At 75.6% G+C, this 21,247-nt stretch carries 18 protein-coding genes; 10 read left to right on the top strand and 8 right to left on the bottom strand.

Annotated elements, in window-relative coordinates; translation table 11 throughout:
- Positions 1–131: 131 nt before the first annotated feature.
- Positions 132–1,832, top strand: coding sequence for a DUF2398 family protein (locus ACFXOZ_RS33925; RefSeq protein ID WP_380593743.1), 1,701 nt, complete (start codon positions 132–134; stop codon positions 1,830–1,832).
- A 45-nt stretch (positions 1,833–1,877) separates the two neighbouring features.
- Here the strand turns inward: ACFXOZ_RS33925 and ACFXOZ_RS33920 are convergent, their stop codons facing one another.
- The 3 genes from ACFXOZ_RS33920 to ACFXOZ_RS33910 form a co-directional block, all read right to left on the bottom strand.
- Positions 1,878–3,251 (bottom strand): FAD-dependent oxidoreductase, encoded by a 1,374-nt coding sequence (locus ACFXOZ_RS33920; protein ID WP_380593741.1) that lies wholly within the window; start codon positions 3,249–3,251, stop codon positions 1,878–1,880.
- 89 nt (positions 3,252–3,340) lie between these two features.
- Positions 3,341–3,520 carry a hypothetical protein gene (locus ACFXOZ_RS33915; RefSeq protein ID WP_375884919.1) on the bottom strand — a complete coding sequence of 60 codons (180 nt, stop codon included), beginning with the start codon at positions 3,518–3,520 and terminating at the stop codon, positions 3,341–3,343.
- A gap of 144 nt (positions 3,521–3,664) precedes the next feature.
- Positions 3,665–5,317, bottom strand: a complete 1,653-nt coding sequence (locus ACFXOZ_RS33910; protein ID WP_380526885.1) for a BCCT family transporter — start codon at positions 5,315–5,317, stop codon at positions 3,665–3,667.
- Positions 5,318–5,644: 327 nt separating this feature from the next.
- On the opposite strand from ACFXOZ_RS33910, the gene ACFXOZ_RS33905 reads away from it, so the two are divergent.
- On the top strand, positions 5,645–6,955 hold the full coding sequence (locus ACFXOZ_RS33905) for a sulfite oxidase (protein WP_380593739.1): 1,311 nt from the start codon (positions 5,645–5,647) through the stop codon (positions 6,953–6,955).
- 83 nt (positions 6,956–7,038) lie between these two features.
- On the opposite strand, the gene ACFXOZ_RS33900 is transcribed toward ACFXOZ_RS33905, so the two are convergent.
- Both ACFXOZ_RS33900 and ACFXOZ_RS33895 read right to left on the bottom strand, forming a co-directional pair.
- Positions 7,039–7,689 (bottom strand): TetR/AcrR family transcriptional regulator, encoded by a 651-nt coding sequence (locus tag ACFXOZ_RS33900; RefSeq protein ID WP_375884924.1) that lies wholly within the window; start codon positions 7,687–7,689, stop codon positions 7,039–7,041.
- Between the two features lie 176 nt (positions 7,690–7,865).
- Positions 7,866–8,777 (bottom strand): acyl-CoA thioesterase, encoded by a 912-nt coding sequence (locus ACFXOZ_RS33895; protein WP_380593737.1) that lies wholly within the window; start codon positions 8,775–8,777, stop codon positions 7,866–7,868.
- Between the two features lie 126 nt (positions 8,778–8,903).
- Between ACFXOZ_RS33895 and ACFXOZ_RS33890 the strand changes: the two genes are divergently transcribed.
- The 3 genes from ACFXOZ_RS33890 to ACFXOZ_RS33880 all read left to right on the top strand — a co-directional run bounded on the left by ACFXOZ_RS33890 (position 8,904) and on the right by ACFXOZ_RS33880 (position 14,125).
- Positions 8,904–10,259 carry an SWIM zinc finger family protein gene (locus tag ACFXOZ_RS33890; RefSeq protein WP_380593735.1) on the top strand — a complete coding sequence of 452 codons (1,356 nt, stop codon included), beginning with the start codon at positions 8,904–8,906 and terminating at the stop codon, positions 10,257–10,259.
- A gap of 50 nt (positions 10,260–10,309) precedes the next feature.
- Positions 10,310–13,048 (top strand): DUF6493 family protein, encoded by a 2,739-nt coding sequence (locus ACFXOZ_RS33885; RefSeq protein ID WP_380593733.1) that lies wholly within the window; start codon positions 10,310–10,312, stop codon positions 13,046–13,048.
- A gap of 129 nt (positions 13,049–13,177) precedes the next feature.
- Complete coding sequence (locus ACFXOZ_RS33880; RefSeq protein WP_380526875.1) at positions 13,178–14,125, top strand: DUF389 domain-containing protein; 948 nt, start codon at positions 13,178–13,180, stop codon at positions 14,123–14,125.
- A gap of 34 nt (positions 14,126–14,159) precedes the next feature.
- On the opposite strand, the gene ACFXOZ_RS33875 is transcribed toward ACFXOZ_RS33880, so the two are convergent.
- The 3 genes from ACFXOZ_RS33875 to ACFXOZ_RS33865 form a co-directional block, all read right to left on the bottom strand.
- Complete coding sequence (locus ACFXOZ_RS33875) at positions 14,160–15,329, bottom strand: MBL fold metallo-hydrolase (protein WP_375885300.1); 1,170 nt, start codon at positions 15,327–15,329, stop codon at positions 14,160–14,162.
- Positions 15,330–15,708: 379 nt separating this feature from the next.
- Entirely contained in the window at positions 15,709–16,161 is a 453-nt protein-coding gene (locus tag ACFXOZ_RS33870; RefSeq protein WP_380404942.1) for a MaoC family dehydratase, read from the bottom strand.
- Between the two features lie 107 nt (positions 16,162–16,268).
- The gene (locus tag ACFXOZ_RS33865; protein WP_375884936.1) at positions 16,269–16,727 is read right to left on the bottom strand and encodes a pyridoxamine 5'-phosphate oxidase family protein; all 459 of its coding nucleotides are present in this window, start codon (positions 16,725–16,727) and stop codon (positions 16,269–16,271) included.
- Positions 16,728–16,876: 149 nt separating this feature from the next.
- On the opposite strand from ACFXOZ_RS33865, the gene ACFXOZ_RS33860 reads away from it, so the two are divergent.
- From ACFXOZ_RS33860 to ACFXOZ_RS33840, 5 genes are all read left to right on the top strand, one after another.
- Positions 16,877–17,728 carry a hypothetical protein gene (locus tag ACFXOZ_RS33860; RefSeq protein ID WP_375884939.1) on the top strand — a complete coding sequence of 284 codons (852 nt, stop codon included), beginning with the start codon at positions 16,877–16,879 and terminating at the stop codon, positions 17,726–17,728.
- A gap of 137 nt (positions 17,729–17,865) precedes the next feature.
- Entirely contained in the window at positions 17,866–18,489 is a 624-nt protein-coding gene (locus tag ACFXOZ_RS33855) for a hypothetical protein (RefSeq protein ID WP_380593731.1), read from the top strand.
- Positions 18,483–19,421 (top strand): hypothetical protein, encoded by a 939-nt coding sequence (locus ACFXOZ_RS33850; RefSeq protein ID WP_380593729.1) that lies wholly within the window; start codon positions 18,483–18,485, stop codon positions 19,419–19,421. The genes ACFXOZ_RS33855 and ACFXOZ_RS33850 overlap by 7 nt, the downstream gene beginning before the upstream one ends.
- Before the next feature lie 65 nt (positions 19,422–19,486).
- Entirely contained in the window at positions 19,487–20,335 is an 849-nt protein-coding gene (locus ACFXOZ_RS33845) for an SAF domain-containing protein (RefSeq protein WP_380593727.1), read from the top strand.
- Entirely contained in the window at positions 20,335–21,207 is an 873-nt protein-coding gene (locus ACFXOZ_RS33840) for a hypothetical protein (protein ID WP_380593725.1), read from the top strand. The genes ACFXOZ_RS33845 and ACFXOZ_RS33840 overlap by 1 nt, the downstream gene beginning before the upstream one ends.
- The last annotated feature ends 40 nt before the right edge of the window (positions 21,208–21,247 follow it).

Below are 21,247 nucleotides of genomic sequence, written 5' to 3'. Positions count from 1 at the left end.
GGAAGGGGAGTGACGGCCCGGCCGGGAGAGCGGAGCACCGGCGACCGCTTCGAGGGCTCTTGCGGAGACTTCCTCAGGAGCACGGTTGCTGCCACCGGGTGAGCCGGTCACCGTCTACGCTGGACCCCGACATGGAGCAGCAGGAGTACGCGGTCGGCGCCACCCGGGTGGCCGCCGGCAGGCCGGACGGACGCAGGGGCGGGGCAGGCCGGGGAACCGCCGCCGCCGTCCTCGCCGTACGCGGACCCGAAGCCGCCGGGCCCGCCGATCCGGCCGGTGCCGCGGGTGAGCACGGTGCTGACGGTCCGCAGGAGCCCGACGGGGCGCTCTCGCCCGACCCGGGACTGCTCCGGCTCGCCCACTGGTTCGCCGCCGCCGCCCCCGGCGCCGCCGACGACCTGTGCACCGCCTCCTTCGGCCTCTACCCCGCCCGGCACCTGGGCGCCACCGCCGAGCCCGGCGACCCCGCCGTCAGCTGGTGGCACGGCCCGACCGCCCACACGGCCGCCGTCCCGCGCGCCCGTGAGGCCCGCGAGGGGCGCGCCGACGGCGGCCTGCGCCGCGCCCGGCGCGACGCCGCCGCCCTGCCCGTCGTCCGGTCGGGCGCCAAGTCCGGCCGGCCCGGCCGCCACCGCAGGCCGGAGCGCACCCGGGCCCTGCCGGAGCTGCCCGGCGACGCCCCGGAACCGGCGGGCGAGGAACTCCCCGACGCCGAACGCCGCATCGCCGCACGGCTGTTGCTCGCCCACCCGCTGGTCACCGCCTCCGGCCCGCACGCCGACGGCTTCCCGCTGATCCGCCGTCACCGCGACTGGCTCGTCGAACGCTTCGACACCTTGCTCGGCTACCGCCTGGTCGTCGGCCCCTGGCACGCCCGGCTCTGCAAGGCCGGCCTCGGCCCCGGCGCCGCCCGCCGCCTCGAACACCCGGCCACCGGTGCCCCGTTCACCCCGGCCGGCTACGCCCAGCTCGCCCTCGCCCTGGCCCTGCTCGTCGATGCCCCCGAACAACTCCCGTACGGGCGGCTGCTCGACGCGATGCGGTCCGCCGCCCCCGACCTCGCGGCCCAGGCGGCCGACCCGGACGCCCCCGCGATGGCGCTCGCCGCGCTGGCCGACTGGCAGGTGCTCGGCGACCTGCCGGCCGACCCGGCCGACACCGCCTTCGTGCTGACCGTCGACCGCGAACTCGCCCGCGCCGTCCCGGCCGGACCGCCCGCCCTCGCCGCCGACGCCGCCGACCTGATCCGCCGTGCCGCCGAGGCCGAACCCGCTACCGCCGTGCGGCGCCTCCTCGCCGAGACGCCCGCCGTCCTCGCCGCCGACCTCCCCGAGGACCGGCGCGCCTGGCTGCACGAGCACCGGCTCAGCGGCCCGGCCGCGCTCGCGGACTTCCTCGGGCTGGAGGCCGAACTGCGGGCCGAGGGCGTCGCCCTGCTCGACCCGGCCGCCGAACTCACCGACCTCGCCCTCCCCGGCACCGGCACCCTCTCCCAGGCCGCCCTGCTGCTGGTCGAAGGCCTGGTGGAGGAGGTCCGGCCGCTGCCCGGCGAGGCCACCGAGGGCGACGTACCGATCGCCGACGCGCTGATAGACGGCCTCCTCGGCGACATCGCCGACGACCACGACCTCCCGGCCCGCTACCTCGCCGACCGCACCGCCCTGCGCCGCGACGCCCTCGACCTCCTGCACCGGCTCGGCCTGATCACCCCCACGCCCCGCACCACCTGGCTGCTGCGCCCCCCGGCCGCCCGCTACGCCCCGGCCCCGGACCTCCACCCCACCCCCGGCACCGGCCGCCACTCCCGCCCCGCCGCCCCGTCGGGGAGTTGAGCCCCGGGCCCCGGCGACTGCCGGGCCGGGGCGGGCCGTGGGCGGTCAGGCCGGGATGAGGGCTTCCCATTCGCTGCGGGTGGGTCCGTCGTGCCGGGGGGTGAAGTCGGGGCGGGCGGCCAGCCAGGCGGTGACGTGGCGGTCGACCTCCTCGCTGCCGAAGGCCTCCTCGGGCGTACGGACCAGGTGGCGGACGTGGGCGCGGGCGCGCATGACGACCGGGTCGTCGAAGGCGCAGGCGGCGAGGGCGGCGGTGCGGCGCTCGGGGAGGGCCGAACCGTCCAGCAGGCGCTGCTCGTTGGTGCGGTCGCCGGCCACCTGGGCGTCGAACCAGGGGCGCAGGGTCCGGGCGGTCCAGTCGTGGTAGCCGGCGGGGTCGGCGGCGACCTGGTCGGCGTGGCCGGCGAGGTACTGGCCGGCGAGCAGGCCGAGGGCGACGCCGTGGCCGAGGGTGGGGTTGGTGTGGACGAGGCTGTCCCCGGCGTTGACCAGGCCGGTGACGACGGGGCCGGCGTCGTCGGTGAGGGAGGTCCAGCGGTTGTCCAGGCCGGCCATCGCCAGGACGGCCGAGCGGGGTTCGGGGTCGAGGTCGAGCCAGGCGGCGCAGGCGGGGAAGCGGCGCAGGACGGCCTCGAACACGGCGGGGTCCAGGAGCGCGCCGCGGGTCGGGTCGCCGGTCGAGAGCACCATGCTCAGCGCGAAGGTGTCGTTGTCGGAGGGGAAGACCCCGGCGGCGGCGAACCCCGCGACCGAGCCGGTCCGCACCCGCCCGGGGTCGCGCGGGCCGTCGGCCCGCAGGCGGTACCAGCGGCACAGGTAGGTGATGCCGGTGCGGTGGCTGTCGACGACGGGCGGGCGGCAGCCGGCGGCCGTCAGCCAGCCGGGCACGGCGGAGCGGCGGCCGGCGGCGTCGACGACCAGGTCGGCCGGGTGGGTCCCGTCGTCGACCCGCAGGCCGGTGACCCGGGGCGGGTTTCCGTCCTGGAGGGTGAGGGCGCTCACCCGGCGGCCGCGCCGTACCTCGACGGAGGGCTCCCGGCGGACGGCGGCGGTGAGGGCGGCCTCCAGCACGATGCGGCGGGTGCGCAGGGTCACCAGGTCCTCGTCGCCGTCCCGGTGCGGCGGGTGCTGGTCGAACCAGTCGAAGTCGTGGTACTCCCGGGCGCCGCGGGCCAGCAGGTCGGCGTGGACGTCGGGGGCCTCGGCGCGCAGCACCGTGCGGACCGGGGCGAGGAAGGAGTGGGGCTGGTCGGCCTGGGGGACCCGGGGCCGCTTCCAGTGGTAGAAGTCCTGGTCCAGGTCCGTGTCGGCCTGTCGGGCCTCCTGCTCGAACAGGGTGACGGCATGGCCCCGTCGTCCGAGCATGAGGGCCGTTCCCAGCCCGCTGATCCCGCCACCGATGATTGCAACCCGCGCCACTGCATCCCCTTCGCGTCGTATTGCAGAGCGATCATAGGGCTTGCTGATCTTCGGATTGACATGACCCCCCAGGCGCGGGGCGGGGCCGGCTACCTGCTCGCGGTGGCGGCGGCGATCGGGCCGTGCTGGACGGTCTCCACGGTGGCACCGACCCCGAGGGTGCCGAGGGCGATGGAGGCGAGGACGGCGGTGCAGGCGAGGAGACGGCGGTGGCGCTGGGGGAGCGGGAAGCGCGGTTCCTGGTAGGGCGCCTGAGGGCTGGCGTTCATGACAGGGAGGCTCCCAGGGCGGTGTGAACGGTCGGTACGCGCGGGTGAAGTCCGGGCGGGGATCGGGCGTCACTTGGCCGCATACGCCCCACCCGGTCGCCGGGTGGGGCGTATGCGCTGGTCAGTGCCGGTGTGTCGGGGGCCTCAGCGCCGTCGGCCGCGCTCGGCGAGGGCCTCGCCCACCGCGACCCGGACGGCGTCCCGCAGGCCGTGGGCGGGGTGGAAGCGGGAGGGGCCGGCCGCCGGGTCCTCGCGGAGCTCCTTCACCAGGGAGAGGCAGAGCAGCAGCATCACCACGACGAAGGGCAGCGCGACCAGGATGGTGGCGTTCTGCAGCGCGGTGAGCCCGCCGGCCAGCAGCAGGGCGGCCGCGACCCCGCCCATCAGCACGCCCCAGACCACCACCAGCGGTGTGCGCGGGTGCAGCGAGCCCCGGCTGGAGAGCGAGCCGAGCACCAGGGAGGCGGAGTCGGCGCTGGTGATGAAGAAGGTCATCACCAGCAGGACCGCGACCACGCTGGTGACCGAGCCGAGCGGCAGCGAGCGCAGCATTTCGAACAGCGAGGCCTCCGCGCCGCGCGGGATGGTCGCGACCAGGTCGGCGGTGCCGGTGCCGACGAGCCGGATCGCGGTGCCGCCCATGACGCAGAACCAGATCACGGTGGCTCCGCTGGGCACCAGCAGCACGCCGAGCAGGAACTGCCGGATGGTGCGGCCGCGCGAGATCCGGGCGATGAAGGTGCCGACGAAGGGCGCCCAGGAGAGCCACCAGGCCCAGTAGAAGATCGTCCAGGAGCCGAGCCAGCTCTCGTCGGTGAAGGCGCCGGTCTGGGTGGACATCCCGAGCAGATCGGAGAGGTACCCGCCGACGGTGGACGGGATCGAGTCGAGGACGAACACCGACGGCCCGAACACGAAGACGAAGAGCATGATCAGCGAGGCCAGCACGACGTTCGCGGTGGAGAGCCACTTGACGCCCTTGTGGACGCCGGAGAACGCGGAGAGCACGAAGGCGGCGGTCAGCGAGCCGATGATGACGAGCTGGGCGTTCTGGGTGTTGCGCACGGAGGTGATGTAGCCGAGGCCGTCGGCGACCTGGAGCGCGCCGAGCCCGAGGCTGGTCGCGGAGCCGAAGACGGTGGCGAAGACGGCGAGCAGGTCGATCGCCCTGCCCTGCCAGCCGTCCGCGCCGCGCTGCCCGATCAGCGGGACGAAGGCGGCGGAGATCCGGTTGCCCCGGCCCTTGCGGAAGGTGGTGTAGGCGAGGGCGAGGCCGCCGACCGCGTAGATCGCCCAGGGGTGGAGGGTCCAGTGGAAGAGCGAGAACTCCAGCGCCTGCTGGGCGGCGGCCGCGCTCTGCGGTTCGAGGCCGGAGCCGGGCTGCGGGGCGGCGAACAGTTGCAGGGGCTCGCCGACGCCGTAGAACATCAGGCCGATGCCCATGCCCGCGCTGAACATCATGGCGACCCAGGCGAGGGTGGAGAACTCCGGTTCGTCGTCGTCGCGGCCGAGCCGGATCCGGCCGAAGCGGCTGAAGGCGAGCAGCACGGTGAGGACCAGGAAGACGTCGGCGGCCACCACGAACAGCCAGCCGAAGTTGTGCAGGACCCAGCGGAGCGCCGTGCTGGAGGTGCGGCCGAGCGAGTCCTCGGCGAACACGCCCCAGGCGACCACCGCGAGCACCAGGACGGCGCTGATCCCGAAGACCGCCCGGTCGGTGGGGAGGGTGGCGGCGGGTTCGCCGGGTTCGTCGGGCTCCTGCACAAGCGGGGAGGGCTGCGGCGGCTGGCTGCTCATGCGGGAGGACCTCTCGACATACGGGGAACACGGGGGATTCAAGATGTATGTCGCACTATGTCCAGTTGGCGGCGTGCGCGGCGGGAGGGCGCGCCGGGCAGGCGGAGGGTGGGGACCTTCGTCCCGTCAGGCCGCCCGCCCCCGCCCGGCGGGTGCGCGGTCGCGGGGCCGGGGTCGGGGTCGGAGGAGAGCGCTTCGGCGGCTGCCCGCGTCGGCCCCCGGCCCGGTGGAGGTGGGGGCGGTTCGGCCCTTGGCCAACTCCTCGACGGATGCGCGGGGTTGGGGCAGGGCTTCGGCCATCGGCCGCTGCCCGGAGGGGAGTTCTAGGTGGCGGGCGCCGGGGGCGTACTCGGCCGGGCCCGGGCGGGAACCGCCGCCCGCCGACCCGGTCACGGAAAGCGCCGGAGCGCCTACGCTGGGAGAGCGGGAGCGCCATCCGGACAGTGCCGTCCGGATGCCGTCGTGCCCCGCCGTCGAGGAGGTGCCAGGCCCGTGCCCGGAAGCATGGACCCGTCGGGAAGCATCGAGCTGCCCGGAATCGTCAAACCGCTGCCCGCCCGGTGGTTCGTCCGGCGCGACACCAATGCCGAGATGCGCTGGGACGCGCTGCGCGAGGCCGACGGCGGGGCCGCCGTCGGCCGTCACGTCCCGGTGGAACGGTTCTTCGTCCGCAACCACACCAGCACCCCGCTGATCGACCCGGCCACCTGGCGGCTACGGCTGTTCGGCAGCGGCCTGCACGGCGCTCCGGGGCCGGAGCGGGCGGTCGAGTTCGGCCTGGCCGACCTGCGGGCGCTGCCCGCCACCCGGACCGAGGCGCTGATCGAGTGCGCGGGCAACGGCCGCGGCTACTTCCACCGCCAGCAGGGCCAGCGCGTCCCCGGCACCCCGTGGACGCTGGGCAGCGTCGGCTCGGCGGCCTGGCGGGGCGTGCGGCTCGCCGAGGTGCTGCGGGCCGCCGGGCTGACCGACCGCGCGGTGGACGTGCTGCCCGCCGGCCTGGACCCGGACTACGTCGTCGACGGCACCAACCACGGCCCGGTGCGCCGGCCGCTGCCGATCGCCAAGGCGCTGGACGACGCGCTGCTCGCCTACGAGATGAACGGGGCCCCGCTGACCCCCGACCACGGCGCGCCGGTGCGACTGGTGGTGCCCGGCTGGGTCGGCATCGCCTCGATCAAGTGGGTCGGCAGCATCGAGGTGGCCGACCACCCGCTCCGGTCGCCCTGGAACACCGTCTTCTACCGGATGTACGGCCCGGGCTGGCCGCCCGACGGCGTCGCGCTCACCACCCAGGTGGTCAAGTCCGCCTTCGAACTGGCCGAGGGCGCCCGACTGGAGGCCGGGCGCGAGCACCGCCTGTACGGGCGGTCCTGGTCCGGTACGGCCCCGGTGCGGCTGGTCGAGGTGAGCACCGACGGCGGCCGCAGCTGGCGGCCCGCCGAACTGGACGGGGAGCCGCCCGCCGGGGACTGGGCGCGCTGGAGCGTCGGCTGGCGCCCCGAGCGGCCCGGCCGGTACGAGCTGCGCGCCCGCGCGACCGACCGCGGCGGCGCCACCCAGCCCGAACGGGCGGCCCTCAACCGCGAGGGCTACCTGTTCGGCGCGGTGGTGGCGCACCCGGTGACGGTGGTCTGAGCGGCCGTCGGGACGCCCGGGCCGGGGCGCCCGGGTTCGGGGCCGTCCGGGTTCGGGGCTGTCCGGGTTCGGGGCGCGCGGGCTCAGCCGGTGGACTGGACCTCGTACGGGGCCGGGTAGGGGGTCTCGTACGGGGTCAGCACCAGGCGCACCACGTCCTCCAGCCGCCGTCTGGCGTCCCCGAGGGTGGTGCGGCCGGTCACCCAGGCCGTCAGTTCCCCCTGCCAGGCGTGCGCCACGATGTGGCGCACCAGGTCGCTGGCCGCCGCCGGCACCTCGGCCGTCACCACCTGGAGCGCGGTGCTGTCGGCCCGGGCCATGCCTTGCAGGGCCTCGCTGGCGAAGGGATCGGTGGAGGCGGCGACGGCGACCCGCAACCGGGCCAGCTCGGGCTGGCGCTGGTAGGCCCGCATCCCGCCCCGGACGAACCGGACCGCCCGGTCGGTGGCCCCCAGCCCGGCGCGCGGTCCGCGCAGCTCGGCCACCAGGTCCGCCAGCAGCAGCCGGTGCCACTCGGCGATCGCCGCCGCCAGGAGGTGGTCCTTGGAGGAGAAGTAGCGGTACGCCGTCCCCAGGGCGACTCCGGACCGCTCGCAGACCTGCTTCATCTGCAGCCGCTCGACGCCGATCTCGTTCACCAGGGCGAGCGCGGCCGCGATCAGGCTTTCGCGGCGTTCGAGCTGACGCGGAGACATCGCCTCCACCGGCCGTGGTGACAGGTCAACCTTGGTCACCCGCACCATGATACGGGCCGGGGCCGCTCAGGAGTATGACGCCGACCGGCCCCCTTCCGTTCGCCCGCCGTCCACCGGGCTTCGTCCGGGCTTCGTCCGGTCGGCGGGCGGGGGTGTCCGGAGGCCTTCCGGGTGCCTCCCGCGCGGCTCCCGGCGGCCTCCGGGAGCCGCCCGGTTCACGGCATCCGGCGGATCAGCGCCTCCTGGGTGGCGGAGGCCACCAGCCGGCCGTCCCGGTCGTAGAACTCGCCGAGCGACAGGCCGCGGCCGTCCGAGGCGGAGGGGCTGCGCTGGGCGAAGAGCAGCCACTCGTCGGCCCGGAAGGGGCGGTGGAACCACATCGCGTGGTCCAGCGAGGTCATCAGCAGCCGGGGCGGCTCGATGCGCTGGAAGAAGTTCGCCTGCTCGTGCAGCCCGGCGGTGGAGGCCAGGGTGAGGTCGGACAGGTAGGTGAGCGCGCAGGTGTGCAGCAGCGGGTCGGTGTCCGGCAGGCGGGTGGCGATGCGCAGCCAGACGAACTGCTGGGGCATGCCGGGGACGGCCGGCGGCAGGCCCGGGGCGTCCGGCGGCACGAAGCGCAGTTCGAGGTCGCGGAAGCCGTCGGAGGCCTTGATCGCGGTGCGCAGCTCCTCGTCCCAGTGCGAGAAGGCGTCCGGCAGGGTCTCCGGGTCGGGCAGCGGGGGCACCTCGCGCTGGCGGTCGCCGGCGGCCGGCTCGGGGAGCTTGAAGGAGGCGGTGAGGTTGAAGATCTCCTTCCGGTCCTGCACCGCCCGGACCCGGCGGGTGGTGTAGGTGAAGCCCTCGCGCAGCCGGTCGACCTGGTACTCGATCGGCCGGGTCGGGTCGCCGGGCAGCAGGAAGTAGCCGTGCAGGGAGTGCACCGCGCGCTTCGGGGCGCAGGTGCGTCCGGCGGCGGCGAGGGCCTGGGCGGCGACGTGGCCGCCGAAGGCGCGCATCGGGGCGCCGGCGTGGCAGTGGCCCCGGAACGTGTTCTCGTTCAGCTGCTCGATTTCCAGCAGGGCGGCGAACGGGGTGGCCGGGGCGGGCGCCTGCTCGGTCGGTCTCTGCTGTTCTGTCAGGTCGGTCACCGGCCCATAGTGGCAGAAGCCAACCGTGCGGTGGTGTGACCTGGGTAACGCGGACCCCGGGTAGAACGTGTTTCACTACGCCGACCGGGCGGGGGGATGTCGGACCGGTCACCTAGCGTGCTGCCCATGACGCAATCCGCACAGGCGTACGCCTACCTGCGCCCGTCGGCCGTCCTGGACGGCGCCGCCGGCCGGAGCCTCGACCTGGCCACCTCCGGCGGCGCCACCCCGCTCGGCGCGGCCGCCAACCCGCGCTTCTTCGCGGGCTTCCTGGCCGAGCCGGCCCCGGCCGCCGCCGCACTGCTCGCCGTCGCGGACGTCGCCGCCGCCCGCTACCACCAGCCGCGGCTGCGGGCCTCGCTCGACCCGGTGGTCACCGCGAACGGGGACCGGCTGCGCTTCGAGTCCTTCTCCGGCTGCTGCGGCGTGTACGCCCGGCTCGACGTGCTCGGGGCGGGGCTGGACGGCGGCGAGATCGGCCACGGCACCACCAACGTGGACGTCAACGACCCGCTGCGGGAGGCGCTGACCAGGATCGGCCCGGCCGAGCCGCTGCACCTCGCGGTCGGGCCGGACGCCCTGGAGGTCACCGGCCTCGACGGCCCGCTGGTCGAGCGGAAGGTGCCGCTGCCGGAGCGCTGGCTGCGCGGCTTCGCCGAGACCCAGGTGGTCGCCGCCGGCTTCGACCTGCGCGCCGAACTCGGCGCCGCCGAGGCCGTGCGCTTCCTGCGCTCCCTGCCGCGCGGCGGCCGCGGCGGCGTCGGCTGGGTCGTCCCGGCCGGGCGCACCCTGCGGCCCACCACCCGTCCGGTGCCCGGCGCCGTCTGCCTGCCCGGGCCCGAGCGGCTGGTCGCCCTGCAGCGCGTGCTGCGGCACGCGCTCGGCCTGCGGGTGTACGGGCCGGTCGCCGGCCCGGCCCCGACGGCCTGCGCCTGGGAGGTCGTGCTGCCCGGCATGCGGCTGACCCTCACCCTCTCGCCGGACGCCTCGCGCGGCTTCTCCGGCGAGGGCGGCGTGCTCGACGCGCTCGCCACCGGCACGGTCGAGCAGGACGCCGAGCTGATCGCGGTACTGCTCGCCTGGGAGCCCCGGATCGAGGTCGCCGAGCTGGCCGAGCAGTCCGGGCTGGGCGTCGAGCGGGTCCGCGCCGCGCTCACCCGGCTCGGCACCGCCGGGCAGATCGGCTACGACACCGCCGAGGCCGCCCACTTCCACCGGCGGCTCCCGTACGACGCCGGGCGCGCCGAGGCCGCCAACCCCCGGCTGCGGGCCGCCCGGGCGCTGGTCGCGGCGGGTGCGGTGCGGCTGGAAGGCGACGGGGCAACGGCCGTCGTCACGGTGGACGACCACATCCAGCGGGTGCGGACGGACGCGTCGGGGCGGGTGAGCTGCACCTGCCTGTGGTGGGCCAAGTACCGCGGCGGGCGCGGGCCGTGCAAGCACGCGCTGGCGGTCGGCATGGTGCGCGAGGCCGGGGCATGAGCACGGGGGAGAAGGCGGAAAGGGTGGACAGAGCGGTGAAGGTGGCGAAGATGGCGAAGGCGGAGGCGGAGATCGTGGAGCGGACGGCGGGGCCGGTCGGGGAACTGCTCGCGGCCGTCCGGGTCGGGTTCGTCGAAGCCGTCCCGGAACTGCTGGCCGAGCTGGACAAGGTCCAGCGGCGGGAGTGCCTGGCCGCGCTCAGGGAGCTGCGCAAGGAGCTGCGCGACGACTGGTCGCAGTCCGGGACGGACACCCGGGGCGCCCTGCTGATCGCCGGAGCCGGCTGCCACCCCGGCCCGGCGGGCGCCGCCACCTGGCTCGCCGGCACCGACTTCGGCAGCCGCGACTGGGCCCGGCACCCGACCCTGCACGTGGTCGTCGAGTCCCAGCCGCAGGAGTGGCAGATCGAGGTGGCCACCCGGCTCGCCCAGCGGCCGGTGCGCTCCTGGGGCTGGTCGATGCACCCGCTGGTCGAGGCGATCGTCCGGCGCACCGGCTGCGCCGTGCCGGTGAGCGAGCCCTTCGTCCGGGGCTGGTTCGGCGCCCTGTCCACCGAGTACGGCCCCCGGCCGCCGTTGGTCGAGCGGCTGCGGGCCGACGCCCTGACGCCCGTCCTACTGCCCCGGATCCTCGAACTCGCCGACATCGGTGGCACGTTGACCCGCCGGCACAGCCCCCGCCGCGGGGACGTCTGGACCGAGGCGATCGCCGACCTGGCCGCGGCCGGGCTGGTGGACCGGGTCGAACTGCTCGACCGCTGCCTGGCCCGGCTGCTGCGCGGCGGCAAGGCCGCCGACCAGCGGGCCTTCCTGGAACTGCTGCGCGCGCTCGACCCGACACCCGAGGAGTACGCGGCCAGGGTACGGGACGTCCTGGCGCTGCTGGACGGGCTGTCGGTGATCGCCGGCCACGCCCAGGAGGTGCTCGCCGGACTGGACGAGGCCGGGCTGATCGAGCCGGAGACGCTCACCGAGGCCTCCGCGGTGGTGCTGTTCCGGACCGAGAAAAAGCTGGTGCGGGCCCAGCTGGCCTGGCTGGAGAAGGCCGGCCGGCGCGCGCCCGACCGCTCCGGGCCGGTGGTGCTCGCGGCAGCCGGAGCCTTCGGCCACCCGGACCCCGGCGTCCAGGAGCGGGCGCTGAACGTGGTGGCCCGTCACCTCGCCGCGGCGGGCACGGCCGTGCTGCCCGAGCTGCGCGGCGCCGCCGAACTGCTCCACGCCGCCCACCACGCCCGGGCCGGGGAACTGTTCGGCGCCCCGGTCGGTGCCGGTGGCAGTGGCGGTGGCGGCGACGACCCGGCGGGCGGATCGGAGGAGATCCTGCCGCCGGTGCCCGGGCCGCGCCCGCTCGGGGCACCGATCGGCTCGGCGGCCGAGCTGGCCGAGGAGCTCTCCGCGCTGCTCGCGGCCCGGGAGCCCGAGGTCGCCGCCTTCGAACGGGTGCTGGACGGACTGGTCCGGCAGGCCCACCTGGACCGGGCCGCGCTCCTCGCGGCACTGGAACCCGTCCGCCGGACGCACCCCTGGCAGGGCGCCGGCCACTGGGCCGACTGCACGCCCCGGGACATCTCCTACGTGGTGGCCGCGCTGGCGGGCGAGACGCCGTCACGCCGGCTCTGGGACGCCCTCACCGGCAGCGGACGCACCCCGCTGCGCGGCCCCCGCACCAGCCCGCACGGCACCGTCCTCGCCGCCCGGCTGGAGGAGGCCGCCTGGCAGGTGACCGCCAACCGCCCGCCCTACCTGCTCGCCGTCCCGACCGACACCACCGGGGCGATCGAACCGGCGGCGCTGGTCGAACGCCTCGCCGGGTACCAGGCGGCGCGCATCACCCCCGGCCAGGCCGACCTGTGCGCGGCCCTGCTCAGGGTCCGGCCGACCGCCGAGCCCGAGGTGCTGGCCGCCGCCGAGGCGCTCACCTCGCCCGCCGGGCGGTGGCTGGCGCACTGGCTGCGCACCGGCGGCCTGCCCGGACAGCCCTCCGAACGGGTGCTCTTCGCGCCCGGCCGGGGCGTGCGGAGCCGGCGGACCTACCTGGACCGCTGGTGGGAGGAGATCGAGCGGATCGTCGTCGCCCAGCCGGGCACCGGCTCCGGGCCGACGGGGCCGGCCGGCGAGCGGCTCGCCCCGGAGTTCCGCAAGCTGCTCGACCCGACCGGGCCCAGCGTCTCCCGGGCCCGCGCCGTCGAGGAGTGGGTCTGGCGGCCGGTCCCGCACTGGGTGGCGGTCCTGCCCCACCACCGGGAGGAGCTGGCCGCCCGCTGGCTCGACCAGTTCGCCGCGGGCGCCGACCGGGACGAGCGCGGGGCCGCGCGCCACCTCCCGCTGCTCGCCGAGTCCGGCGGCCCCGCCGGACTCGCGCTGCACCTGGCGCTCGCGTACGGGCTGGGCGCCCGGCACGCCGAGGACCGGACCGGCGCCCTCGACGCGCTGCTGGTGCTCGCCGCGCGCGGGGAGCTCGACGGCGGGCTGCTCGGGCGCGAGCTGGGCGAACTGGTCCCGCTCGGGGCGGTCAAGCCGACCCGGCTGGTGGCGGTGCTCGGCCAGGCGGCGGAGACCGGCGCGCACCGGACGGTGTGGACGGTGCTGCGGGCCGCGTTGCCCGGGCTGCTCGGCACGTCCGGGCCGACCGTCCGCGGGCTCGGGGACCTGCTCGTGCTCGCCGCGGACTGCGCCCGGCGGGGCGGGGCGCGGGGCGCGGTGGCCGAGGTGACGGCGGCGGCGGAGCAGGGCGGGTCGAGCCGGGTGGTGAAGGAGGCCCGGGCGCTGCGGGACGTCCTCGCGGGCTGAGCGGGGCTCATGTGTCGGCGGGACGGGCCGCGAGGGACGGGCCGAGAGAGCGGGCCGCGAGGGCGGGCGGGGCGTCAGGTTCTAGGGTGGGCGGGATTTCCGATCCGTCCGCTACGTTCCGGAGAGCCCGTGCTGCACCTTCGCCTGATCGTCCCGCCCGACCTGCGCGAGCCGGTGCTCGGCTGCCTGGACGACTCCGTCGGGGTCACCCACGTGGTGGTCCTGCCGGACGCGGCCGTCCGGCCCGCCGGGGACGTGGTGCTCTGCGACGTGGCCCGGGAGGCGCTGGACGAGGTGCTGGGCGCACTGCGCGGGACGGGCCTGGTCGAGCGCGGGGCGATCGACGTCTCGGCGCTCGACCTGAGCCTCTCGGCGGCGGCCGACGAGGCCGAGCGGCTGGCCCCGGGGGAGGGGGCCGACGCGCTGGTGTGGGAGTCGGTCTCCGAGATCACCCACGAGGAGTCCACCCTCACCTGGGTGTTCCTGGCCTTCCTCACCGTCGCCACCATGCTGGCGGCCTGCGGCTCGGTGCTGGACAGCGCCATCCTGGTCGTCGGCGCGATGGCGGTCGGCCCGGAGTTCGGGCCGCTGGCCGGGCTCTGCGTGGCGATCGTCCAGCGCCGCGCGCGCCCGGCGCTGCGCTCGCTGAACGCCCTGGTCACGGGCTTCCTGGTGGCGATGGCGCTGACGGTCTGCTTCGGACTGCTGATGGACGCGCTGGGGCTCTTCTCGGAGGAGCGGTTCGATGCCGCGCGTCCGAACACCTCGTTCATCTGGCAGCCCGACGCGACCTCCTTCGTGGTCGCCTTCCTGGCGGGCGTCGCGGGGCTGCTCTCGCTGACCTCGGCGAAGGCCGGCACCCTGGTGGGCGTCGCGATCTCGGTCACCACCGTGCCCGCCGCGGCCAATGCGGCGGTCGCGCTCGGGTACGGCAAGGTCGACCAGTTCTGGGGATCCAGCGTGCAGTTGCTGCTGAACCTGCTGGGGATCGTGCTGGCCGGGGTGCTCACCCTGGTGGTGCAGGAGGCGGGCTGGGCGGTGATCCGGCGCCGCCGGGGGACGGCGTCGAACAGCTGACGGCGAACAGATAACAGATTTCAGCGAACAGATTTCAGATGACAGAGTTTGAAATCTGTTCGCTGAAACCCGTCGCCTGTTCCCGCACCTCCGTCCGCTCCGCGACCAGCGGCTCGATGCCGCGCGGCCTGGCCGCGACGGCGCGCCACCACAGCCGCAGGGCCGGCGGGTCGGCGGGCTCGAAGGGCTTGCCGGGGCGGGGGACCGCCAGGTGGGCGCCGAGCGCCTGGGCGGCGGTGACCACGCGCTCGGCGGGCTCCTCCCAGGGGTGGATCGCCAGGTTGAAGGTGCACCAGTGGATCGGCAGCAGCAGCTCGCCGCCCAGGTCCAGGTGCGCCCGGACGCCCTCCTCCGGGGTCATGTGCACCTCGGGCCAGAACTCGCTGTACGCCCCGACCTGCATCATCGTCGCGTCGAACGGGCCGAGCCGGCGGCCGATCTCCGCGAAGCCGGGGAAGTAGCCGGTGTCCCCGCTGTGGAAGATCCGGTGCCCGCCGCCCGCGACCACCCAGGACGCCCAGAGGAACAGCGCGCTGGTGCGCGGACCCCGGCTGCAGTAGTGCCGGGCGGGCGTGGCGGTCAGGGTCAGTCCGGCGACCTCGGCCGACTCCCACCAGTCCAGCTCGACGATCCGCCCGGCCGGCACGCCCCAGTGCTCCAGGTGCGCCCCGACCCCGAGCGGTACGGCGAACACCGCGCCGCTGCCGATCAGGGCCTTCACGGTGCGCATGTCGAGGTGGTCGTAGTGGTCGTGCGAGATCACCACCACGTCCACCGGCCCGAGTTCGGACAGCGGCAGCGGTACCGGGTGCAGCCGCTTGGGGCCGGTCCAGCCGAAGGGGGAGCAGCGCTCGCCCCAGACCGGGTCGATCAGGACGCGCCGCCCGCCGATCTCGGCGAGCACGGTGGCGTGCCCCAGCCAGGTGAGCCGCAGTCCGGAGGCAGGCGGGGCGGCGAGGTCGACGGGGAGCAGCCGGTGCACCGGCACCGCTGCGGACGGCGCCCGGCGGGTCTTGTCCCCGCTCAGCTGGGCGAGGGTGATCTCCAGCGGGCTGCGCTCGTAGACCAGGCGGCGGGTGGGCACCGGGTTGCGGAAGGCGCCGTCGGAGAACTGCGGCGAGCGGCGGATCCGGGCCAGCCGCTCGCCCCGGGGGTCGGCCCCGAAGGCGTCGGTGCGGACCCGGTGCCAGGCGGCGCGGGGCAGCCCGGCGAGGCCGGGGAGTGCGCGCTCCGGGGCGCCGCAGCCGAGCGCGGCCCGGTCGGCGTCCGGTGCGCTGGGCGGCGGTGCGAACTGTGACGTCAGACCGGCGAGACGGGAGAACCACGGGACGGGGCGGGGCACGGCTCCTCCTGGGACGGTCACGGCTACCGGGCAGGCCGGGGCGCGTACCCCGGGGGCCGTGGGGCCACTGGGGTACGACAACCATCTCGTCGGACGTTACTCGCCGTGGGCCGTTCGGACCCGGCGAAGAGCCCGGCGCGGTCCAATCGGCGTACCCGGCACGCGCCGCCGGCGCCGAGCCCGGCCCCCGCGCGGTGCGGGTGCCCGGCGTCCGGGCCGCGCGCCCGTCGCCGGCCCGCCGCTACGCGTAGAAGCGGGTGATCGCCTCCGCGACGCAGTGCGGCTTGTCGCTCTGCTCGCTGGTGATGGTGAAGCGCACCACCGCCTGGACCCCGCCCGGCACCTCGGTGGCCGAGAGCAGCTCGGCGGTGGCCCGGATCGCGGTGCCGACCGGCACCGGGGCCGGGAAGCGCACCTTGTCCGAGCCGTAGTTCAGCGCCATCCGCACGCCCTCGACGCCGTAGCACTCCTTGGCCAGCACCGGGATCATCGACTGGGTCAGGTAGCCGTGCGCGATGGTCGAGCCGAACCGGCTCTCCTTCGCCCGCTCCGGGTCGACGTGGATCCACTGGTGGTCGCCGGTCGCCTCGGCGAACAGGTCGATCTTCCGCTGGTCGATGGTGTGCCACTCGCTGGTGCCCAGCTCGGTGCCGACGGCGGCGGTCAGCTCGGCGAGGGAGGCGAAGGTCGTCACGGTGCGCTCCTGGAGGGGACGGCCCCGGGGAGGGGTCACGGGGCAGGACGCCGGAAGCGTATGCCTACCCGCCGGTACCTGTCAGGAGCGGAGTGCGAAACCCGAGCTCAGGGCCGCAGCAGCGGTCGGCCGAGCGAGCCCTGCCCGAGCGAGCCCTGCCCGGTCGGGAACAGCCGGCGGCCGCTCACCAGTTCCGGCACCAGGGCGATGAACAGCGGCTCCGGGTCCCCCACCCACGGCCGCAGCCCGGAGCGCAGCACCCGGCGCACCTGCTCGGGCTCGCTGACGGCGTCGGCCCGGCCGTGCACCAGCACGCTCCACCCGGTGCGGGTCACCGGGTCCAGCAGGTCCGCCTGGAAGGCCACCACCGTGCCGTCGAGCCCGCGCGCGGTGGCACTTCCCCGGCGCACGGCGAGCACCAGCCGCCCGTCCAGGACCTCGAAGGAGACCGGCAGGACGGCCGGCAGCGCGTGCTCGGTGTACACCACGCGCCCGACGGGCACGGTGCTGAGCAGCCGTAGGCACTCGGCCTCGCTCAGGGTCTGCACTCGGTCCTCACGCTCCATGCGTCCGATCGTCCTCGGTCGGCGCGGGCGTCGATAGGGCCCATGGTCCCTGAGCGGACGGGCCGGGAGCCCCGTCGGCGCCCGGCCGGAGCGGTAGCCTGCCCCGCGTCGGGATCGGTGGAGGGGCGGGCGCAGGAGGGGGCGGACGGATGGCCGGCGGGGTCGATCTGGTGGTGATCGGGGCGGACGGCGGGCCCGAGCGGGCCTACGGCGGGTCGGCGCACGCCCCGGCGGGCGCCCGGCTGTTGGCCGAGGTGCTGCCCGGGATGTGCTTCGACACCGGCGCCGCGGGCTGCCGGGTGACGGCCGTGGCGCCGGACGCGGACGCCAACGCGATGCTCACGGCCGTCCGGGACGCGGCCCGGCGCCCCGGCCGCTGGCTGGTGGTCTGCCTGGTCGGCCAGTTGGTGGCCGACCCGCGCGGGCGCCGGCTCGCCCTGGTCACCGGCGGCAGCACCCCCGGCAACGCCTACCGGCGCGGCCTGGCCTGGGACTGGGTGGTCAGCGCGATGGTGCACGGGGACCAGGAGGAGGCCCTGCTGCTGGTCGACGCGGTGGCCGACCGGGACACCTGGACGGCGCTGGAACGGCCCGGCGAGGACAGCGCGGGCGAACTGCTCAGCTACTCCCGGGTCCCGCTGTGGGGCCGGATCGGCCGCTACGCCCCGGGCAGACGCGGCCGGGACGCCGTACTGCCGGGCGAGGAGGGCTCGTTCAGCCGGGCGCTCACCACCGTCCTGCACCACGGCGTCCCGGGCGCCCCGGCGGCGGTCGCCCCGCTGGACCTCCAGCCCGCCGTGGCCGGACTGCTGGACGGGGGCGATCCGTCCGGCGGTCCGGGTACGCCGGGCGCGCGCCTGCTCGTTCCGCCGCACGGCGGGCGCCTGTTGATGCGCAATCGGGCCGCTGTTCGGGGCGCATTGGCCGGATTGTCGCTTTCCGAAGAACTGTTGGCCGTTCTGTGGCGGGAAAGTGCCCCGACGGAACCGCCTTCCGCGTAAGGTCAGGGGGCCTGAGGTGTTGCCGTGATGGGGTGGGTTGGCGAAGAATCGATCCCCAGTGGAAACATCGGCGGGTCTTCGGAATTCTCCTGGCGACCGTTGATCACGGATCGGCTCGGTCGCGACGAGGTGGGGCGATGCGGCAGCGCGGAAATGTGTTGCGCCCTGGGGCGATCGGGACTGGCGGGGCGGTTCTGGTGTTGCTGCTCGGCGCTTGTGCGAGTGGTGGTGGCGGTGGTTCCGTGGATCGTCTCGGGTCGCCCGTGCCCACGGTTGCGGGAGTGAACCCGTTAACTCCTTCGGGTGGTCCGGCAAACGGCGCGATCGCGCCGACCGACGGGCCGGAAGGGGCCCGGGGGCGGCTGGCCCTGAGGACGTATCAGGACTGGTGGCAGGCGCAGGCCACGGCCTACGGGCGTACGGATTCGGACGGTTCCGCGTTCGAGGCGTACTCCTCCGGTCGGGCCCTGTCCGACGCCCTGGTCGACCTCCGTCAACTCCACGACGCCAAACTGGTGATGACCGGAATGCCGCGGAATTCGGCGGTGGTGAAGGCCGTCGACCTGAATGCCGATCCGCAGACCGCCGTGATCGAGGACTGCGTCGACCTCTCGGACTGGCACAGCGTCGATGCCGTCACCCGTACCGCGAAGGATCCGGTCGGCCGACTGAACCGCTATGCCGCGACCGCGTCCCTGCGATGGTTCCAAGCGCACTGGCTGATCTACGACTTCAAGCGGGAGGTGGACCGGACATGCTGAACGCAAGGAAACCGGCCCGACGGTTCGCGGTCGTCGCTTCGTTGTCCGCCGGACTGCTGTTGTCCTCGGCGGTGACGGCGACGGCGGACGAACCACCGGGCACCGGGGCGGATAACTGTTCCCTGAACGTGATCTGCTCGCACACCGGCACCGGCGGCAGCAGCACCAGCACGCCCGGAACCTCGCAGGGCGGGGGCGACACCGGGGGCGGCGGGCCGCAGTTGTGCAGCTACCACGACACCCAGTGGGCCTGTTACGACCCGGAGCGCGGCTACTTCAACAGCGACGTCGGGTGCTACTTCCGGCCCCTGGACCAGCAGCCGGCCGAGGGCGACAAGGCCTGGGAGGGTCACAAGCCCTCGGAGGGAACGGTCTACTCCAAGGTCTGCCCGCAGACCGCCGGCGGGCAGGACGGCCTGCAGACCCAGTTCGTGAGCAACGCGGCGGGTGCGACCCCGGTGATCAACCTGACCGTCCAGGCGAAGCTGCTCGCCGACCGGATGGTCTTCCCGGCGCCGAAGGCGGGCCTCGCGCCCAAGGAGACCGCGGTGGTGAAGGCGCCGGTCTGGCTCTGGGCCGAGGGAATGGTGGCGCCCAAGCCGAGTTCGCTCGCGGTGCCGGGCGCCTCCGTCACCGTCACCGCGCAACTGGACGGCATGACCTGGGACTTCGGCCAGGGGATGACGGTGGACTGCGCCACGGCCGGGACACCGTACGACCCCGTCTACAAGGACGCGAAGTCCCCCGACTGCGGCTACGAGTTCGCGGCCGGCTCGGGCACCCGCAAGGGCGGTGTCTTCACCGGCACCGTGACCGCGCACTGGCGGGCCCATGTGGTGATCACCGGGCCGCAGGCGAAGACCTTCGACATCGACATGCCGCGCGGAGCGGACCTCGCGCTCAAGGTCGCCGAGGTGCAGGTCCTCAACTGACCGCACCACAAGGGCCGTTCGGCCACTGACGAGCAGAAGAGCGAACGAGGGAAGGGCGGAACCCGGTGGAGAACCGTACATTCGCGACGCCGGGGTCCGGCACGCCGGCGGGCGCCGCGGTGTCCGTGGCGGTACCGGAGCAGCAGGAACAGGGCCGGGCCACGCCGCACGCGCCCGGCCGCACCCTGCGGGCCCGGCGCCGGCGCCCCGCGGTGCTCGCCATGGCGGTCGCGCTGATCGCGGCCGGCGGGCTCGGCGGCGCCGTCCTCTACAACAGCACCGGTCAGCGGGTCGCGGTGCTGGCGCTCGCCCGGGACGTGCCCTGGGGGCAGGTCATCACCGACGACGACCTGGTGGTGGCCCGGATCGCGGGCGACCCGGCGCTGCGGCCGGTCTCCGCCCAGGACCGGGCCAGGGCGGTCGGCCTGCGGGCCGCCACCGACCTCAAGCGCGGTGCCATGCTGACCGGTTCGGACCTCGCGCGGGGCCTGACCGTGCAGCCGGGGCAGATCGTGGTCGGGGTGTCGGCCAAGCGCACCCAGCTGCCCGCCAGCCGGCTCCAGCCCGGGGTGCAGATCGTCGTGGTCAACACCCCCGACAACGGCCGGCCCGACTCGCTGGCCGCGACGGTCATCACCGTCGGCCGGGTGGACACCGACGGCAGCCAGGTGGTCGACGTGGCGGTCGGCACGGCGGACGGGCCGCGGCTGGCGCAGTGGGTGGCCGGCGGGCGGATCCAGGTACTGCTGGCCCCGCGCGCGGCCGCGGACGGCGGCGCCCCGGCCTCACCCTCGACCGCCCCCTCCGGCGCGGCCCCCACCGGCGCCGCACCCTCGGGCACGACGCCCCCCGGCGGCGCGGCCCCCACGGGCGGCGGCGGGCCCTCGACCCCGGCCGGGGCGGGTGGCGCCTGATGGCGGTGATCGCGGTGGTCGGCGGCCCGGGCGCGCCCGGGGCGACCACCACCGCCCTGGCACTGCTGCTCGCCTGGCCGCTCCAGCCCGGCCGCCGGATCCTGCTGGTCGAGGCCGACCCGGACGGCGGCGCGGTGCTGGCCGGCGCCCTGGAGGGCCGGGTCGAGGCGGTGTACGGGCTGCGCAACCTGGCCGTCGCCGACCGGCGCGGACTGCTCGCCCAGACCATCTGGGAACAGCTCATCGACCTCTCGCCCGAGGGCGACGCCGAGCGGCTGCTGCTGCCCGGCCTCACCGACCCGGTCCAGGCCTCCGGCCTCACCTACACCTGGGAGCCGCTCGCCGAACTGCTGCACGGCATCGAGCAGCAGGGCTACGACGTCATCGTCGACCTCGGCCGCTCCGGCGCCACCGGGGCCGGCGCGGTGCTGGCCCGCCGGGCCGACGTGGTGGCGGTGACGGTCCGCAGCACGCTGCGCGGGCTGAGCGCCGCCCGGCCGCGGCTCGCCGCGCTCGGCGAGGACCTCGCCGCCGCCGGGACCGGGACGGACGCGCTCGGACTGCTGCTGGTCTCCGAGGGGCCGTACTCGGGCGCCGAGGTCTCCCGCGAGTTCGGCCTGCCGGTGCTCGGCGAGCTGCCGCACGCCCCCCGCACCGCCCGGGTGCTCTCCGACGGCGGGGACACCACCGACCGGCGGTTCATCCGCTCGGAGCTGATGCGCACGGCGCGGTCGGCGGCGGACGAGGTGCAGCTGCTGGTCCGCCGACGGCGGCAGCGGCTCGCGCCCACCGCGAGCCCGGCGGCCGCACCGGCGCCCGCCCTGGGCGCGGCGCCGGGCGGGCCCGCGGCGACCGGTACCCCAGTCACTTAAACACAACTAAAACAGCCGCCCACAACAACAGGGAAGAAAA

Origin of the sequence: Kitasatospora sp. NPDC059160, assembly GCF_042755465.1 — a bacterium.
In the GTDB taxonomy this organism is placed as follows: Bacteria; Actinomycetota; Actinomycetes; order Streptomycetales; family Streptomycetaceae; genus Kitasatospora.
Note: the sequence above shows the minus strand (reverse complement) of the source record. Positions and strands in the feature narration are given on the sequence as shown.

Bases quoted from the DNA above. Each gene is read 5' to 3' on its own strand.
- ACFXOZ_RS33885 (WP_380593733.1), top strand. From the start codon at position 10,310: ATGGCGAAGGCGGAGGCGGAGATCGTGGAGCGGACGGCGGGGCCGGTC.
- ACFXOZ_RS33915 (WP_375884919.1), bottom strand. From the start codon at position 3,520: ATGAACGCCAGCCCTCAGGCGCCCTACCAGGAACCGCGCTTCCCGCTC.
- ACFXOZ_RS33910 (WP_380526885.1), bottom strand. From the start codon at position 5,317: ATGAGCAGCCAGCCGCCGCAGCCCTCCCCGCTTGTGCAGGAGCCCGAC.
- ACFXOZ_RS33865 (WP_375884936.1), bottom strand. From the start codon at position 16,727: ATGGAGCGTGAGGACCGAGTGCAGACCCTGAGCGAGGCCGAGTGCCTA.
- ACFXOZ_RS33925 (WP_380593743.1), top strand. From the start codon at position 132: ATGGAGCAGCAGGAGTACGCGGTCGGCGCCACCCGGGTGGCCGCCGGC.
- ACFXOZ_RS33850 (WP_380593729.1), top strand. From the start codon at position 18,483: ATGCTGAACGCAAGGAAACCGGCCCGACGGTTCGCGGTCGTCGCTTCG.
- ACFXOZ_RS33890 (WP_380593735.1), top strand. From the start codon at position 8,904: ATGACGCAATCCGCACAGGCGTACGCCTACCTGCGCCCGTCGGCCGTC.
- ACFXOZ_RS33860 (WP_375884939.1), top strand. From the start codon at position 16,877: ATGGCCGGCGGGGTCGATCTGGTGGTGATCGGGGCGGACGGCGGGCCC.
- ACFXOZ_RS33840 (WP_380593725.1), top strand. From the start codon at position 20,335: ATGGCGGTGATCGCGGTGGTCGGCGGCCCGGGCGCGCCCGGGGCGACC.
- ACFXOZ_RS33855 (WP_380593731.1), top strand. From the start codon at position 17,866: ATGCGGCAGCGCGGAAATGTGTTGCGCCCTGGGGCGATCGGGACTGGC.